This window comes from Aeromonas fluvialis (assembly GCF_000819885.1).
GTDB lineage: Bacteria > Pseudomonadota > Gammaproteobacteria > Enterobacterales > Aeromonadaceae > Aeromonas > Aeromonas fluvialis.
Genome location: NZ_CDBO01000015.1, coordinates 13,342 through 29,085, shown reverse-complemented (window position 1 = coordinate 29,085; position 15,744 = coordinate 13,342). Strand labels below are relative to the sequence as shown.

Below are 15,744 nucleotides of genomic sequence, written 5' to 3'. Positions count from 1 at the left end.
ATTCCAGCCATCAATCAAACCAGTCAACCATTTGTCTCAGCGCATTGGAAACGATTTGGTGATTTTCCTCACCAAGTAATTTTTTGACAGAAAGAGATTGCGCGAGAATATCGGAGGCTTTAAGGGGATCTCGAGGAAGTGACCTAATGTGGGTATCAATCCATATCGGCCCATCTTCGCCATAAAGAAAATTATTCAGATGTAAATCACGATGATAATAACCATGCTTGGCCAAGCTGGCGATATCTTCTGCTAACTGCAATAGAATTTTCTGGCGTTCGTCCGTGGTTACAGATTGTAATACCTGTTTGGCTGACGGGTACTGCTCCAAGTATTCCATCGCCAAAAAGGAACCCAGCGAATTGCACACATTCACCGCCATGCCTACGGCACGGCAATCCACCGTTTTCAAACCTGCCTTTTGCATGATCCGGTTACTGCGCCATTCACGCAGCGCATCGACTTTACCTAACCAGCGCCGCTCGATAACATCACGCCCCAGCCATCGCCAAAACTGCGTCCGGGGAGAGTATTTGTTAACCGCCAGTTTGCATAGGCTGCCAGAGGCTGGATGCCAAAAAAAACGACTGCTTCCCATTGACTCCAAATTTTTCATCTTGCCATCGTAGACCAGTTCCCACTCGGCCAGATTCAATTCGTCGTGGAACAACCAATACCACCTAGGTTGCCCTTCAATTTTCAACTGGACCAGCTTCACTTCGCACTCCTCCGGCACGATGCCATCGAAATTATTTTTGCCATAGCTACCGCCCGCCAAAGACAGCGGGAATGCCGGATCATCGGTGAAGCCTGAACCCAAGTCAAACTTTGCCCAGCAAACTTGAATCAGGATAGAATGGAGATCACCTCTCTTTGCCGGTTATGTCCATGGAACAACAAGAAGCAGTCACCTTGGCGGTGGCCCTGACCACTTTTAATAGCATGCGCTGTCTACCCATGGTGCTTGATAGTGTGCAAGGGTTGGCACAGCGCATTGTCGTTGTCGATTCAGGGTCTACCGATGGCACCCGCGAGTATGCCGCCGAGCGCGGCTGCATTGTCATCGAACGTCCTTGGCCAGGCCCGCTCAAGCAGAAGGTCTTCGCCATGGAACAGTGCGCACCGGCCAAGTGGATTCTGTTGCTTGACTCGGATGAGTCACTTGAGCCAGAGCTCAGAGAGGACATGGCAAAAGTGCTACAAGCCGATGACCCGACCATCAGCGCCTGGGAGTTTCAGCGCAAAATCTGGTTCCTCGGTGGCTGGCTCAACCACATGTATCAACCGGAGTGGCGCCTGCGTCTTATGCGTAGTGATCAGTGGCGGATGGAGGGCAAGATGGACCTTTATCACGACAAGCTGGTTACTGATGGCAAGGTCGGCAAACTCAAGGGCATCTGCCGCCATGACTCTTACGCCGACATCAAGGACGCCGTGCTACGCGCTCAGCGCTATGCCGAGCGGGCGGTGGGCCGTGAGATGAAAGGCGGCCGCTGGTATGACTTTGCGTGGTGCATCGTCGATGTGTTGTGGCGTCACGGCGTGCGTCAGCGCGCTTTCCTCGATGGTAAACGCGGTCTCATCATGCTCGGCATTACCATGGCATCCAAACTGATCCGCCAGGCCTACTTCTGCCAGCAGCGCCTACACCCCCCCAAAAAGGACTGGGAAAACCCCGTGGTCTAGCGAATGCTGGAGCCACAATGTATCAACATCAGGGCCTTGCAAGGCCCTGAACGAGCCCCTGACTAACTTGCCGACCAAAACAACTTGCCCCATGCAGCGATGGCGCTTGCCATGATTTTGGGGTCGAGCTGGCTCATATCCTCCGGGTGATCACTATCCTCGGGTGGGCTGAAGGCAAGGTGACGTCCTTCGCTGTTGAGGGGCTTCCAGCGCAGCGGCGTGGCGGAGCGGCGCATCGGAAAGAAACCGACGGTTGGCACGTCGAGCGCACCGGCAATATGAAGCGGCCCGGTGCTGCCCGCCACGAACAGGGCGGCGTTGGCCAGTACCTGACAGAACATCGGCAGACCGTCGCTGGAGCGGTAGATCCAGCCGTTACCGCCGTGGGCCAGCAGCTCCGCCGCCAGCTGCTCGGCCATCTTCTCCTCGCCCGGACCGGCGGTGAGCACACACTGCAGCTCGGGGCAGGCCTGATTGAGCTTGATGATGATGCGGGCATACTGCTCGATGGAGAGGTTGTTGGCCGAACCGCCGCTACCGGCATGCACCATCAACCAGGGGCGGCTGGCATCGAGCTTGAGCTTGAGCGCCAGCTGCTCACGCACCTGCCGCAGGGTCTCGTCATCGAACTGCAGAAAGGGGGTCTTGGGCTCCACTACCGGCACCTGCTGATCGGCCAGGAAGCGGCGGATCAGCTCCAGGTTGTAATCGGACTCCGGCTTCTGGGAGCGGGAGCGGCGCTGCACCAGTCGCTGGTTGTAGAGCACCTGCGCCAGCTTGGTCGCCGGGGCCAGCCGGTAAGGGATGTGTGCCTTCCACACCAGCATGGCGTTGCGGGAGTTGGAGAAGAGACAGATAGACGCGTCGAACGCCGCCGCCTTGATCCGCGCCAGCAGCGCCCGCTGCTGCTCCTTGTCGGCCCGCACACCCGGATCGATGATCACCTCGTCAATCCAGGGGCAGAGCCGGGCCAGCGGCTCCGTATAGGCCGGAACCAGGGCAGTCACATGACACGTCATGGAGCCTTTGAGCATGGCGAAGCTCGGCCACGCCAGCATAAAGTCACCAATCTTGTCATTGCGAACGACCAGAATACGTTTCATAAAAAATCCCTTTGCTCCCTGTCACCAATGCAGGGAGGCTTGATGCGCGATGGCATATTCTTGCCTGATGCACTGCTATTCTCAAGCGACGACCTTATAATGCGACAAAATTTCCAGGTTGCAGGACCGCAAAGATGACTACCAGGGTGATTTATCCCGGGACGTTTGATCCCGTTACCAATGGCCACGCCGATCTGATCGGCCGCGCCGCCAAGCTGTTTGACGAGGTGGTGGTCGGTGTCGCCAACAGCCCGAGCAAGCGCCCGCTGTTCGATCTGGCAGAACGTGTCCAGCTTGTCCAGAAAGTGACCAGTCAACTTCCCAACGTCAGGGTGGTGGGCTTCTCCGGCCTATTGGTCGATTTCGCCAAAGAGCATCAGGCCAACGTGCTGATCCGCGGCCTGCGCGCCGTCTCCGACTTCGAGTACGAGTTCCAGCTGGCCAACATGAACCGCCGCCTGATGCCGGAGCTTGAGAGCGTCTTCCTCACCCCGGCGGAGGAGAACTCCTTTATCTCCTCCACTCTGGTGAAAGAGGTGGCGCTGCACGGTGGCGATATCCGCCAGTTTGTCGACCCCGTGGTGGCCCAGGCCATCGCCGCCAAGCAGAAAGGGTGATCCCCTTCCACACTCGCCATTCCCGACGGCAACTACGAACAAGGGCTACCCACGGGTAGCCCTTGTTGTATCGACCTCGGCGTGGGTACCTAAGCCTGCTTTTGTCGGTTACTGACGGGCCCCCCCGCACCAGCAGGGATTTGCGCTGCAGACCGTGTCCCTCTTTGGTCGGCTCCCGCCCCCGCGCCTGAGCCTGATCGACTGCGGGCTCCGGCATGGAGCCTATCAACAGCGTGGAAATACGCTGTTACAACTGTGCGCAAGTTCGGCGAAAAATATCCTTAACGCTGGCAATGAGAGCAGAATACCGTGGTTCTCTGCCCCATTTTCACTTCGCTCAGCAGGGTGTGACAGTGGAAACAGGGCTGACCGCCACGGCCATAAACCTGCAACTGCTGCACGAAATAGCCCGGCTTGCCATCGGCGCTGGTGAAATCCTTGAGGGTAGTGCCGCCCTGGCGAATCGCCTCGGCCAATACTCGCTTGATCTCGGCCACCAGGGTTCCCAGCCGCTCGGCACTGATATTGCCCGCCGCCCGTTTGGGGTGAATGCCGGCAGCATAGAGCGCCTCGTTGGCATAAATGTTGCCCACCCCGACCACCACCTGATTGTCCATCAGGAACTGCTTGATGGCGGTGCTGCGCCCCTTGGCACGCCCCTGCAGGTAATCAGCACTGAAGGCATCGGTGAGCGGCTCGGGCCCCAACTTGGCGAGCAGCGCATGGGCTTCGGCCGGTTCCCGGGTCCAGAGCAGGGCGCCGAAGCGGCGCGGATCGTTGAGCCGCAGCAGCTTGCCATTCTCCAGCTCGATATCCACGTGGTCGTGCTTCTCGGCTGGCGTGCCGATATCCAGCACCCGCAGGCTGCCGGACATCCCCAGATGAAGGATGGCGGTGCCGAAATCGGTCTCCAGCAGCAGGTATTTGGCACGGCGACGCACCCGATGGATGGTGAGATCCACCAGCTCCTGAATTTCACCGGGGATCGGCCAGCGCAGGCGGCCATCCCGCACCACCACACGCGTCACTTTGATACCGGTGAGCCAGGGGGAGATCCCCTGACGACTGACTTCAACTTCTGGCAATTCAGGCATGGGCACCTCGCAAGGAAAAGGAACTCAGGGGGCAGGACGCAGCAGATCGCGATACTGCTCGGCAGTGAGGGCGAGCCAGAGACCGGAGGGCAGCTGAGCGCCATATTGGCCGTTGTTCTGATAGAGGCCGATCTCGACCGGATCGTTTTGGCCGGCCATCCACACCTTGATGGTCACCGGGGTGCCGCGCACCACCTCGCCGGGGGGCAGCAACCAGCTCTGCCAGCGCGCCAGACGGGCATCCAGCTGAGCCGTGTCGAGCCCTAGATCCGGCACGCTGCGCCAGCCCTGACCGATCCGCTCAATCTGCCAGCTCGGCCCCTGCCAGGTGAGCACCACGGCGGCATCGGGCAGCAAGGGGCGAGACCGCTTGGCGCTGTTCTCCTGCTGGGCAGTCTCCATACGATGCAACAGGGTGATCACGATCAGCACCACCACGATAATCACGTTATTCCAGCCTTTGCGGCTCAATTTGAACATGGCCAGCCTCCTTTCGCTCCGGCAGTGTACTGAATTCCGCCCATAAAAAAACCCGGCACAAGGCCGGGTTTTTGGGAATGCAGCATCAAGTCATTACTTGATTTTGCCTTCCTTGTAGATCACATGCTGACGAACAACGGGATCAAACTTTTTGATCTCCATTTTTTCGGGCATGGTGCGCTTGTTTTTGGTAGTGGTATAGAAGTGACCAGTACCGGCGCTGGAGTTCAGGCGAATTTTCTCGCGAATACCTTTAGCCATGATCTAATTCCTTATACCTTAACACCGCTGGCGCGCAGTTCAGCCAGAACCACTTCAACGCCACGCTTGTCGATAATACGCATGCCTTTTGCGGATACGCGCAGGCTTACGAAGCGTTTTTCACTCTCAACCCAGAAACGGTGAGTGTGCAGGTTCGGCAGGAAACGACGCTTGGTGGCGTTGTTAGCGTGCGAACGGTTGTTACCAACTGCCGGGCGCTTGCCGGTTACTTGGCATACTCTAGACATGTCAGTCTCTCCAAATCTTACTTCATTGCTCGAGCAAATATCTGCCCCGCTGGCCTTCGATTGCGGGGCAAACAGAAGGCGGCATTTTATACAGCATCCGTGATCAAAGATCAACTAATACGGTGCCAGAGCACAGTCATAACCAACCGCGCTCGGCAAAAGAAACCGTGATGCCATCACCGATCACCAAGTGATCCAGCACTCTGATATCGATCAGGGCCAAGGCGGCCGTGATCCGATCCGTGATCTGGCGGTCGGCCCTGCTGGGCTCGGCGACGCCGGACGGGTGATTATGCGCCAGAATCACCGCGGCTGCATTATGTTTGAGCGCGATCTGCACGATTTCTCTGGGCCAGACGCTCGCTGAATCGATGGTGCCGTAAAAAAGCTCAACAAATTGAATGACTCTGTGCTGATTATCGAGCAACAGCAGGGCAAACACCTCGCGCGGCCGATCCCGCAGTTGGGCTTGCAGATAGTCGCGGGTCAGCTGGGGCGAGGTGAGCGCATCGCCCCGCTGTAATTGCTCGGCCAGATGGCGTCTGGCCATCTCCAACACCGCCTGCAACTGGGCATATTTGGCCGGGCCAAGGCCGTATGACTCGCAGAATGCCTGCTGATCCGCCCCCAGCAAGCTGCGTAAAGAGCCGAATTGATTCAACAGCTTGCGCGAGAGATCCACGGCACTCAGGCCATTGACGCCGGTACGCAAGAAAATGGCGAGCAGTTCGGCATCGGAGAGCGCTGCGGGCCCCTGACGCAACAGCTTCTCTCTGGGCCTTTCATCTTCCGGCCACTCTTTGATGCTCATTTGTCTCTCCCTTTATCCCTGTTGAGAAAAAACATAGCAAAAAATTGCGCGCGCCCGACCACACCCCTTGATGCCAACCCCTGTCGTCATCCATTGCCTGTGGTATCTTAGCCGACCAGTCAGAATGAGCCGGATAGAGAAACAGCAGATGAGATTGGCCGATAAACGCATCCTGTTGGGTGTCAGTGGCGGGATCGCCGCCTACAAGAGTGCCGAGCTGGTACGCCGCCTGAAAGATCAGGGCGCCGAAGTGCGGGTGGTAATGACCCGCTCCGCCAAAGAGTTCATCACCCCGCTGACCTTGCAGGCGGTCTCCGGCCATCCGGTATCCTACAGCCTGCTGAATCCCTCGGCCGAAGCGGGCATGGGCCATATCGAGCTGGCCAAGTGGGCCGATCTGGTACTGATCGCTCCCGCCAGCGCCAATCTGATGGCGCGGATGGCCGCCGGCATGGCCGACGAACTGCTGACCACCCTCTGCCTGGCCACGCCGGCACCGGTCGCCCTGGCACCGGCCATGAACCAGCGGATGTATCTCAACGCCGCCACTCAGGCCAACCTCAAGACCCTCGCCAGCCGCGGCATTCTGCTGTGGGGGCCGGATGCCGGCAGCCAGGCCTGTGGCGATGTGGGCCCGGGCCGAATGCTGGATCCTCTCGAACTGGTGGAGCGCTGCTGCCAGCAGCTGGCCGCCGAGCCCTTGCTGGCGGGCGTCAAGCTGCTGCTGACCGCAGGGCCAACCCGCGAGGCGCTGGATCCGGTGCGCTACATCAGCAACCACAGCTCCGGCAAGATGGGCTATGCCATCGCCCGCGCCGCCCGTGAAGCGGGCGCCGAGGTGACGCTGGTGAGCGGCCCGGTGACGCTGGCGACGCCTGCTGGTGTGACCCGTGTCGATGTGGAGAGTGCCGAGCAGATGCATCAGGCGGTGATGAGCCGGGTCAGCGAGTGCGACCTCTTCATCGGCTGCGCCGCCGTCGCCGATTACCGCCCCGCCCAGGTGGCCGAGCAGAAGATCAAGAAGACCGGCGACAACGACCAAATTCATCTGGCCCTGATCAAGAACCCCGACATCATCGCCGCCGTGGGGGCCTTGTCAGACAAGCCCTTCACCGTCGGATTTGCCGCCGAAACCGTGGATGTGGAACAATACGCCCTCGACAAGTTGCAGCGTAAGCGGCTGGACATGATCGCCGCCAACGATGTGTCCCGCGAAGGGCAGGGCTTCAACGCCGATGACAATGCCCTGACCGTGTTCTGGCAAGGGGGCCAGGCCCCGCTGCCGCTGGCCGACAAGCTGACGCTGGCCCGTCACCTGATCGCCCTGATTGCGCGCCACTACCGGCACTGAGCGTCCCGAAAGAACAAGACTCACGGCGCACCGCCTTGCCAAGAGGGGCGCCAATACAAGATCCAACTGAAAAAGCGATTCATGACAACACAAATTGAACTGAAGATTCTGGATGCCCGTATCGGTACCGAGTACCCGCTGCCCGCCTACGCCACCCCCGGCTCTGCCGGCATGGATCTGCGCGCGCTGCTGGATGCGCCTCTGGCTCTGGCCCCGGGTGATACCACCCTGGTACCGACCGGTCTGGCCATTCACATCCAGGATCCGGGTCTGTGTGCCACCATCCTGCCCCGCTCCGGCCTAGGCCATAAGCACGGCATCGTGCTGGGCAACCTGGTCGGTCTGATCGATTCCGATTACCAGGGACAGCTGATGGTCTCGGTCTGGAACCGTGGCAAAGAGGCGTTCACCGTGCAACCCGGCGAGCGCATCGCCCAGCTGGTGATCATGCCGGTAGTTCAGGCCAGCTTCCAACTGGTCGATGAGTTCAACCAGAGCGAACGGGGTGAAGGCGGTTTTGGTTCTTCTGGTCGCCAATAACAGACCACACCAGCCCGATGGGCGGTGCTTAATAACAGAATCAAGCCATTGTTTTTTTAGGGGAATCCATGGCAAGCAGTAATCAGAAACAGAGTCGGCGCGATCAGATCCTGCAAGCGCTCGCCCATATGCTGGAAACCAGTCCGGGTCAGCGCATCACCACGGCCCGTCTGGCGGCCGAGGTCGGCGTCTCTGAAGCAGCCCTCTATCGACATTTTCCCAGCAAGGCGCGGATGTTCGAGGGGCTGATCGACTTTATCGAGGATTCCCTGCTTTCACGGGTAAACCTGATCATGGCCGAAGAGAAGGACACCATGGCGCGCTGCCACCACATACTGCAGCTGCTGCTGGTGTTCGCCGAGCGCAATCCCGGCATCACCCGCATTCTCAATGGTGATGCCCTGCTGGGCGAGCATGACCGGTTGCGGGATCGCATCAGCATCCTGTTTGACAAGCTGGAGACCCAGATCAAGCAGGTGCTGCGCGAGAAGCGGCTGCGCGAGGGTCAGGGCTTCCAGCTCGACGAGACCATGCTGGCCAATCTGCTGCTGGCCTACACCGAAGGTCGCATCAGCCAGTTCGTCCGCTCCGAGTTCAAGCTAAAACCCACAGCGGGTTTCGAGGATCAGTGGCAGTTTATCCGCAGCCAGCTGCTGCAGAGCTGATGGTTTTTAAGCCCCATTCAGCGCAAAAGAAGGGAGGTATTGGCCTCCCTTCTTTTTTGTGTCAGGTTTTTATGGCAGAAAAGAAGTACCAGATGCGACCCACACTGTCGCTCTGCGATGTTAGATTCATATGCAATAAACCTTTTAGCACCTGACAGGACAATCTATGGAACCCGAAATCATTACCGAAGCGCAGACCTGGCTGGTTAACAACCAGGGGCTGTTGATCGAGTATGCCGTCAACATCGCGGCCGCCCTGCTGACCCTGCTGGTCGGCTATATCGCCGCCAATCTGATCAGCGGTGGCGTGGTCAAGGTGATGAAGAGCCGCAAGCTCGATACCACCATCACCGAATTCGTCGGCAGCATCCTCAAGTACGCCATTCTGGTGTTCGTGGTGATCGCCGCCCTGGGCCGGGTCGGGGTGCAGACCGCCTCCTTCGTGGCCATTATCGGTGCCGCCGGTCTGGCCATCGGTCTGGCACTGCAGGGGTCGCTCTCCAACTTCGCCGCCGGCTTCCTGCTCATCATCTTCCGTCCCATCAAGGCAGGCGAGTTTATCGAGGTGGCGGGCACTGCAGGCGTGGTGCAGTCCGTGCAGCTCTTTACCACCACCCTCACCTCCGGTGACAACAAGATGGTGGTGGTCCCCAACTCCGCCATCCTCAACGGCACCATAGTCAACTACTCGCGCATGGAGACCCGCCGGGTCGACATGACCTTCGGCATCGGCTATGGCTCCGACCTGCGCAAGGCCAAGCAAATCCTGGAGCGCCTGGTGAACGAAGAGCCGCGCATCCTCAAGGATCCGGCCGTCACCATCGCCGTCGCCGCACTGGCCGACTCCTCGGTCAATATCGTAGTACGCCCCTGGGTGAAAACCGCCGATTACTGGGGTGTCTGGTTCGACTTCCACGAGAAGGTAAAACTGACCTTTGATGCCGAAGGCGTCGAGATCCCCTTCCCGCAGATGGTGATGCACATGCAAAAACCGCAAGCGTGAGCACGCTTTTGCGGCAACTCACAATGCCAGCCTTCGGGCTGGCATTGTCATTTCTGGCGCACCATCCGCTGCATAATCAGGCCAGCGGAATGAAATCAATTTCAGCGCTGCGGGCTAACCCCAATCATGAGCGAGCGCAAGATCCCCCTTGCGTTCGTGACTCATAATCCCAATGTTCTGGTTGTATACTCCTGACGGTTGCCCCATTGCGGCAAAGACAATCGGTAAAACTCTGTTACACGGGCCGCCCGGCCGGCTCGCTATAATGCTCGGATAATAAGGTTTGGCGGGACCTTGCCTGCAAGGTTCAAACATAACTTGGCATTTCAGGAATCCTATGAAAAATATCAATCCAACCCAAACCCAGGCCTGGCAGGCACTGGAAGCCCACTTTGCAGCAAACAAAGAGACTCGACTCAAGGATCTGTTCGCGCAGGACCCGAAGCGCTTTGACAAGTTTTCCCTCACCTTCGGTGGCGACATCCTGGTCGACTACTCAAAGAACCTGATCACCGAAGAAACCCTCAAGTTGCTGGTTGAGTTGGCCAAAGAGACCGATCTTCGCAGCGCGATCGACGCCATGTTCAATGGCGAAAAGATCAACATGACCGAAGGTCGCTCCGTACTGCACGTGGCCCTGCGCAACCGCTCCGACCGCCCCATCGAGTGCGACGGCAAGGATGTGATGCCGGAAGTGAATGCCGTACTGGCCAAGATGAAGGGCTTCTGCGAGAAGGTCATCGGTGGCGAGTGGAAGGGCTACACCGGCAAACCGATCCAGCATGTGGTCAACATCGGTATCGGCGGCTCTGATCTGGGCCCGGTAATGATCACCGAGGCACTGCGCCCCTACAAAAACCACCTGCAGATGCACTTTGTCTCCAACGTCGATGGCACCCACATCGCCGAGACTCTCAAAGAGATTGATGCGGAAACTACCCTGTTCCTGGTGGCTTCCAAGACCTTCACCACTCAGGAGACCATGACCAACGCCCTGAGCGCCCGTGACTGGTTCATCAACATCGCCGGTGACAAGGCCCATGTTGCCAAGCACTTCGCTGCGCTCTCCACCAACGGCAAGGCCGTAGCCGAGTTCGGTATCGACACCAACAACATGTTCGAGTTCTGGGACTGGGTTGGCGGCCGCTACTCCTCCTGGTCTGCCATCGGCATGCCCATCGCCCTCTCCGTCGGTTTCGAAAACTTCGAAGCCCTGCTGCAAGGCGCCTTCGAGATGGACATGCACTTCGCCACTGCCTCCTATGAGCAGAACGTGCCGGTGCTGCTGGCGCTGATTGGCCTGTGGTACAACAACTTCCATGGTGCCGAGTCCGAAGCCATTCTGCCGTACGACCAGTACATGCACCGCTTCCCTGCCTACTTCCAGCAGGGCAACATGGAGTCCAACGGCAAGTACGTGGATCGCAACGGCAAGCCGGTTGACTACCAGACCGGCCCCATCATCTGGGGTGAGCCGGGCACCAACGGCCAGCACGCCTTCTACCAGCTGATCCACCAGGGCACCAAGCTGATCCCCTGTGACTTCCTGGCGCCGGCCATCAGCCACAACCCGATCGGTGACCACCATCCGAAACTGCTGGCCAACTTCTTCGCCCAGACCGAGGCACTGGCCTTCGGCAAGAGCAAAGAACAGGTCGAAGCCGAGTTCCTGGCGGCTGGCAAAACCCTGGAGCAGGTCCAGGATCTGGTGCCGTTCAAGGTGTTCGAAGGCAACCGCCCGACCAACAGCATACTGTTCAAGAGCCTGACCCCGAAAACCCTGGGTGCCCTGATCGCCATGTACGAACACAAAATCTTCGTCCAGGGCGCAATCTGGAACATCTTCTCCTTCGACCAGTGGGGCGTGGAGCTGGGCAAACAGCTGGCCAACCAGATCCTTCCGGAGCTCAACACCGATGCGACTGTCACCAGTCACGACTCCTCCACCAACGGTCTGATCAACACCTGGAAAGCGTGGAAAGCCTGATTTATTCGGCCTTTCTGAATGCAAAAGCCCCGCTCGATGAGCGGGGCTTTTTTATGATCGGGTTGTGCCCCAGAAGGGGCCGTTGCTCTCGCGCAGCTTGTCGGGCAGACCATCGTGATCCCCCATGTCGCGCTCGGGCACGTCGTCCCAGTGGCGCTTGCCGAGCTGGCGGTTGTACTCGGGGTGCAGGGCGTAGTGGATGCGGTTGTCGGCACGATCCCTATCCCCCACGCAGAGCAGCCGCACCAACTTATCCGTGTTGTTGATAAAGGTGTGGGCCAGCCCGTCCCCGGCCTTGAAGCCCACCGAATCCCCCGGTTGCAGCCGGTGGAGCACCCCATCGAGCCAGACATCCGGCGTCCCTTCCAGCACATGGACGAACTCGTCTTCGGTTTCTTCGGCGTGGGGCCAGCTGGTGCGATGGCCGGGTGCCACCAGCTCGTGGTGAATGCCGATGCGGCTAAAGCCGAAGTGCTTACCCAGCGCGCTGCCGAGGGACATCCGCTCCTCGCTGCCGGGGTATGATCCCGGCTCCGCTTCTTGCAGCTCGCGCCAGTGTTTGATGCAGGGGTGGCGATTCATAGCGGTTCCTTTTCTATGAGGATGCAGTCACGGGAAGGGTCATCCTGACTGCCAGAATGCGGGGAGAAAAGCAGAAATTTTCTGGTCAGATGAGCCCCTCTGACGAGGGGCTCAACAAGCAGGAATTACTTGGCCTTGACGCAAGGCAAGGGAGGAAGCTCGCCCTGTGCAGCCGGGCGGGTCATCTGGTAGTTGCCGGCAAGATCCCGATAGACACGGGTGTTCCACACCTCTCCGTTGTCGAGCTGGAACTCGATGTCATAGTTGACCCCGGTGACCACCTGGCTGCGCACCTCGCGGATGCTCTGCAGTTTAGCGGCCGTGTTCATGCGAGCCAGCACGCTGGCCAGCGCAGCCTCTCCTTCAGCATTGGGCAACGGCTGACTCTGCCAGCCACCCGCCATCGGCACACACTCGGGTGTGGATGACGAGGTGCTGCAGGCACTCACCAGACCAGCAACAAGGATGGGTAACAACACGCGTTTCATATCATTTTCTCCTGCCTGCAAAGTGACCAGCTTATCAACATCTTGCCATTATTGCAGCCCAAAAGGCTCCCGCTGCGCCCCGCTTGGACGCGCCAATCGATCAGCGCCCCAGATTGTCCGCCAGCTGTTTGGCACGGCTGGCGGCCCACGGGTCGATTCTTCTCCATCTCCCCAGCGTTGATGAAGGGATCCTTGCGGGTGGTATCCGGGCTCGTGCGCGCATCCATGACCCGTACCAGCAACTTGCCGCTTTGGGAGTCGAGCAGCTGGGCCATGCTGCCCACATTGAGCAGGTAGAGCTCCTTGCCGATCACTTCACGGGTGACATTGATGGCGATCTTGGCGGGCAGCAGATCCAGCAGCTTGGGGTCGGGCGGGTCAGATCGAAGTGGGTGACGGCAACTTGGATCCGCATGACCATCTGGCCGGGGGCGGTGGTAATCCTGACGCCTTGGTTTTCCTGTAACAGAGCCTTGAATATGTTTGCCTACCGCATGGTGGCGCCGACTATCGTCGAAAGTTGGTGCATTATAGTCAGCAATGCTCACCTTCGAATCCGGATTGGTCGATCTTTAGACTTCGAGTATAATTTCGCTCTTTTCTTTTTGGCCCCTGCCACGAGATGACCTCTATGTACCAAATTCGACTCCGTTCACTCCTGCGCACCCTCTGGTTCCAGCTCTTATGTTTAACGCTGATCCTGATGGGAGCCAGGATAGCCATGTACCACGCCTTTATTGACCAGGCCCAGCTGGTAGAAAGAGGGGAAGATTTGTTGCGCATGTGGAGCATCGGACTCCGCTTCGACCTGCGCATTGCCGGCATGACGGTCGCGCCTTTCCTGCTGCTGGGGCTGGGGCTGGCTGCCTGGGACAGGGGCTGGAAACTGTGGGAGCGCCTGCTGCCGACACTGCTCGGTTTATGCGGCTTCATCGTAGCGGCGGTCGCCATAGGAAATTACTTCTATTACCAGACTTATCACAACCATATCGATGTCTTCGCTTTCGGACTGATCGATGACGGTCCGCGCGCAGTACTGGCGAACATATGGCAGGATTATCCCGTCCTCAAAGGGGTGATCGCCGCGCTGGCACTTGCTCTCCTACTGGCTTGGCAGGCCAGCCGCAAGCCATCGACCCAGCTCTCCCTCTGGTCCACGCCTCGTTTTTTAGCCGTTCTGGCACTCTCCATCATCCTGATCACCTTGTCAGCCAGGGGCAGTACTGGCACTTTCCCCCTGCGCCGTGCTAATGCCCAGATTTCCGATCTCACCGTGCTCAACAAGTTGACTCCCAACGGTCTGATAGCCATCGACTGGGCCTTGAAGGATCGCAAGGAGGATATCCAGTTCGAGAAGGTGAGCGCAGCAGAAGGCGAACGACTGCTCAAGGTCATGGGCTTTGCCACGCCGGAGGCGCGTACCCCCGTCAATGCTTGGCTGGCTAAAAACCCGCCGCATGTGGTGATGAACCTGATGGAGAGCTTTGGCAGCAACCTGCTGGCACTGGACGAACCCGGCCGCAACGATCTGCTGGGCAGCCTGCGCAATCATTTCCAGAGCGACTTCGTTTTTCACCGCTTCCTGTCACAAGGCAATGGTACCGCCCCCTCGCTGGCGGCTCTCTTCTTTCACAGCCCGATGCAGAACATCAGTCACTCCTCAGCCCAATACAAGGCGCTGGGCGACACGCCGTTTGAAACCTATAAACGAGCCGGATACCGGGTCATCTTTATCTCCCCAGGTAACATGATGTGGCGCAATCTGGTCAACTATCTGCCGGTACAAGGAGTGGACAAGATCTATGACCAGAACGCCCTGATCGAACGCTATCCAGAAGCCGCTCACGAGATGACCGATTGGGGCGTACCTGACGAATATGCCTATCGACTGGCGGAACAACTGCTCGCCGATGCCGAACAGCCCCTGTTTATCAGCATTCTCACCATCACCAATCACCCACCCTACGTGGTGCCTCCACACTACCAGCCGCAGCCGGTTGCTCTGACCGAAGCCGTGCGGCGCCATGCTGAAGAGGGGCAGATAGATCAGCTTAACCTGCTTCGCACCTACCAATATGCGACAGATTCCTTTGGGCGCTTCCTTTCTCAAATCAAGGCCTCGTCCTTAGGCGAACGCACACTGATCGCGGCAACCGGCGATCACCAGATGCGGCGGGTAAAAGCCTACTACCCTGCCGAACAGGCGCTGGATCGGGCCGTGCCGTTCTATGTGTATGTTCCTGAAGCGATCGCCCGCCGAGTGCCGCATCACTACGACTCGCTGCGGCCTGGCTCCCATAAAGACATCTTCCCGACGCTCTACGCATTTAGCCTGTCGGACGCCCCCTATCACGCGCTCGGTGGCCGCAATATGCTAGCCCCTGTTGACGATCCGCACCGTAACTTTGGCTATAACGAGGACATCTGGATAGACGACCAAGGCGCCTATCCCCGGAGTGGGCAAGCAGTGCGATACCCTTGGGTGGCGAACAGTTCACTCAAGCTGGAGGCCACATCACAACCGGTCGATCCTGCCCAAATTGAGCGCCAGCAAACCTACCCAGCCCTGCTGCGCTGGCACTTGAATGCAAGGGTTGAGGGAGTGAAGCCCTGACAGAGCTAGCGCTACGCGGCTATGTGGTGGCACAAAGGGAGTTACGGTGTAGCCGTTCACCAAGGGTGGGTTGACATGAAAAACGAGACGATCATCTCTTGATCCACCTTTGCCTCTTGCTTGATCCTGCCCGTGTTGCATGCTCGCTGGCATGACCAAAAAGCATCTAACACCGGCAGTTAACTCTCTGACTATCGAGCAGGCTCGCGAGCTG

Annotated in this window: 17 protein-coding genes and 1 pseudogene; 8 read left to right on the top strand and 10 right to left on the bottom strand. The window is 58.6% G+C overall.

The features are described from left to right. Window positions 1-10 precede the first annotated feature (10 nt). On the bottom strand, window positions 11-820 hold the full coding sequence (locus BN1125_RS04385; protein WP_042010901.1) for a lipopolysaccharide kinase InaA family protein: 810 nt from the start codon (window positions 818-820) through the stop codon (window positions 11-13). A 68-nt stretch (window positions 821-888) separates the two neighbouring features. On the opposite strand from BN1125_RS04385, the gene BN1125_RS04380 reads away from it, so the two are divergent. Further along, entirely contained in the window at window positions 889-1,686 is a 798-nt protein-coding gene (locus tag BN1125_RS04380; protein WP_167562307.1) for a glycosyltransferase family 2 protein, read from the top strand. A gap of 62 nt (window positions 1,687-1,748) precedes the next feature. On the opposite strand, the gene BN1125_RS04375 is transcribed toward BN1125_RS04380, so the two are convergent. Then, a complete protein-coding gene (locus BN1125_RS04375) occupies window positions 1,749-2,789 on the bottom strand; it encodes a glycosyltransferase family 9 protein (RefSeq protein ID WP_042010900.1) in 1,041 nt (346 codons plus the stop codon). Between the two features lie 134 nt (window positions 2,790-2,923). On the opposite strand from BN1125_RS04375, the gene coaD reads away from it, so the two are divergent. Continuing rightward, the gene (coaD, locus tag BN1125_RS04370; protein WP_042010899.1) at window positions 2,924-3,406 is read left to right on the top strand and encodes a pantetheine-phosphate adenylyltransferase; all 483 of its coding nucleotides are present in this window, start codon (window positions 2,924-2,926) and stop codon (window positions 3,404-3,406) included. Window positions 3,407-3,687: 281 nt separating this feature from the next. Here the strand turns inward: coaD and mutM are convergent, their stop codons facing one another. The 5 genes from mutM to radC all read right to left on the bottom strand — a co-directional run bounded on the left by mutM (window position 3,688) and on the right by radC (window position 6,300). After that, window positions 3,688-4,500 carry a bifunctional DNA-formamidopyrimidine glycosylase/DNA-(apurinic or apyrimidinic site) lyase gene (mutM, locus tag BN1125_RS04365; RefSeq protein ID WP_042010898.1) on the bottom strand — a complete coding sequence of 271 codons (813 nt, stop codon included), beginning with the start codon at window positions 4,498-4,500 and terminating at the stop codon, window positions 3,688-3,690. A gap of 24 nt (window positions 4,501-4,524) precedes the next feature. Next, entirely contained in the window at window positions 4,525-4,980 is a 456-nt protein-coding gene (locus BN1125_RS04360) for a hypothetical protein (RefSeq protein ID WP_042010897.1), read from the bottom strand. Between the two features lie 93 nt (window positions 4,981-5,073). Further along, window positions 5,074-5,241: a 50S ribosomal protein L33 gene (gene rpmG / locus BN1125_RS04355; protein WP_005307500.1), complete on the bottom strand. Its 168-nt coding sequence runs from the start codon at window positions 5,239-5,241 to the stop codon at window positions 5,074-5,076. Window positions 5,242-5,252: 11 nt separating this feature from the next. Continuing rightward, window positions 5,253-5,489 carry a 50S ribosomal protein L28 gene (gene rpmB / locus BN1125_RS04350; protein ID WP_005307492.1) on the bottom strand — a complete coding sequence of 79 codons (237 nt, stop codon included), beginning with the start codon at window positions 5,487-5,489 and terminating at the stop codon, window positions 5,253-5,255. Between the two features lie 136 nt (window positions 5,490-5,625). Further along, window positions 5,626-6,300: a RadC family protein gene (gene radC / locus BN1125_RS04345; RefSeq protein ID WP_042010896.1), complete on the bottom strand. Its 675-nt coding sequence runs from the start codon at window positions 6,298-6,300 to the stop codon at window positions 5,626-5,628. Window positions 6,301-6,448: 148 nt separating this feature from the next. Between radC and coaBC the strand changes: the two genes are divergently transcribed. The 5 genes from coaBC to pgi all read left to right on the top strand — a co-directional run bounded on the left by coaBC (window position 6,449) and on the right by pgi (window position 11,846). After that, a complete protein-coding gene (coaBC, locus tag BN1125_RS04340) occupies window positions 6,449-7,651 on the top strand; it encodes a bifunctional phosphopantothenoylcysteine decarboxylase/phosphopantothenate--cysteine ligase CoaBC (RefSeq protein WP_042010895.1) in 1,203 nt (400 codons plus the stop codon). 81 nt (window positions 7,652-7,732) lie between these two features. Next, entirely contained in the window at window positions 7,733-8,191 is a 459-nt protein-coding gene (gene dut / locus BN1125_RS04335; protein ID WP_042010894.1) for a dUTP diphosphatase, read from the top strand. Window positions 8,192-8,259: 68 nt separating this feature from the next. Beyond that, window positions 8,260-8,856 carry a nucleoid occlusion factor SlmA gene (gene slmA, locus BN1125_RS04330; RefSeq protein ID WP_005339495.1) on the top strand — a complete coding sequence of 199 codons (597 nt, stop codon included), beginning with the start codon at window positions 8,260-8,262 and terminating at the stop codon, window positions 8,854-8,856. A 166-nt stretch (window positions 8,857-9,022) separates the two neighbouring features. After that, entirely contained in the window at window positions 9,023-9,859 is an 837-nt protein-coding gene (locus BN1125_RS04325; RefSeq protein WP_042010893.1) for a mechanosensitive ion channel domain-containing protein, read from the top strand. Between the two features lie 337 nt (window positions 9,860-10,196). Beyond that, window positions 10,197-11,846 carry a glucose-6-phosphate isomerase gene (gene pgi / locus BN1125_RS04320; protein WP_042010892.1) on the top strand — a complete coding sequence of 550 codons (1,650 nt, stop codon included), beginning with the start codon at window positions 10,197-10,199 and terminating at the stop codon, window positions 11,844-11,846. A 51-nt stretch (window positions 11,847-11,897) separates the two neighbouring features. On the opposite strand, the gene BN1125_RS04315 is transcribed toward pgi, so the two are convergent. From BN1125_RS04315 to BN1125_RS04305, 3 genes and pseudogenes are all read right to left on the bottom strand, one after another. Beyond that, window positions 11,898-12,428, bottom strand: a complete 531-nt coding sequence (locus BN1125_RS04315; RefSeq protein ID WP_042010891.1) for a cupin domain-containing protein — start codon at window positions 12,426-12,428, stop codon at window positions 11,898-11,900. Window positions 12,429-12,553: 125 nt separating this feature from the next. Continuing rightward, window positions 12,554-12,916 (bottom strand): cystatin family protein, encoded by a 363-nt coding sequence (locus BN1125_RS04310; protein WP_042010890.1) that lies wholly within the window; start codon window positions 12,914-12,916, stop codon window positions 12,554-12,556. A 100-nt stretch (window positions 12,917-13,016) separates the two neighbouring features. After that, a pseudogene (locus BN1125_RS04305) lies at window positions 13,017-13,373 on the bottom strand (DUF3313 family protein); the annotation flags it as partial. Window positions 13,374-13,637: 264 nt separating this feature from the next. On the opposite strand from BN1125_RS04305, the gene BN1125_RS04300 reads away from it, so the two are divergent. Continuing rightward, window positions 13,638-15,530, top strand: coding sequence for an LTA synthase family protein (locus tag BN1125_RS04300; RefSeq protein ID WP_244268460.1), 1,893 nt, complete (start codon window positions 13,638-13,640; stop codon window positions 15,528-15,530). Window positions 15,531-15,744 lie beyond the last annotated feature (214 nt).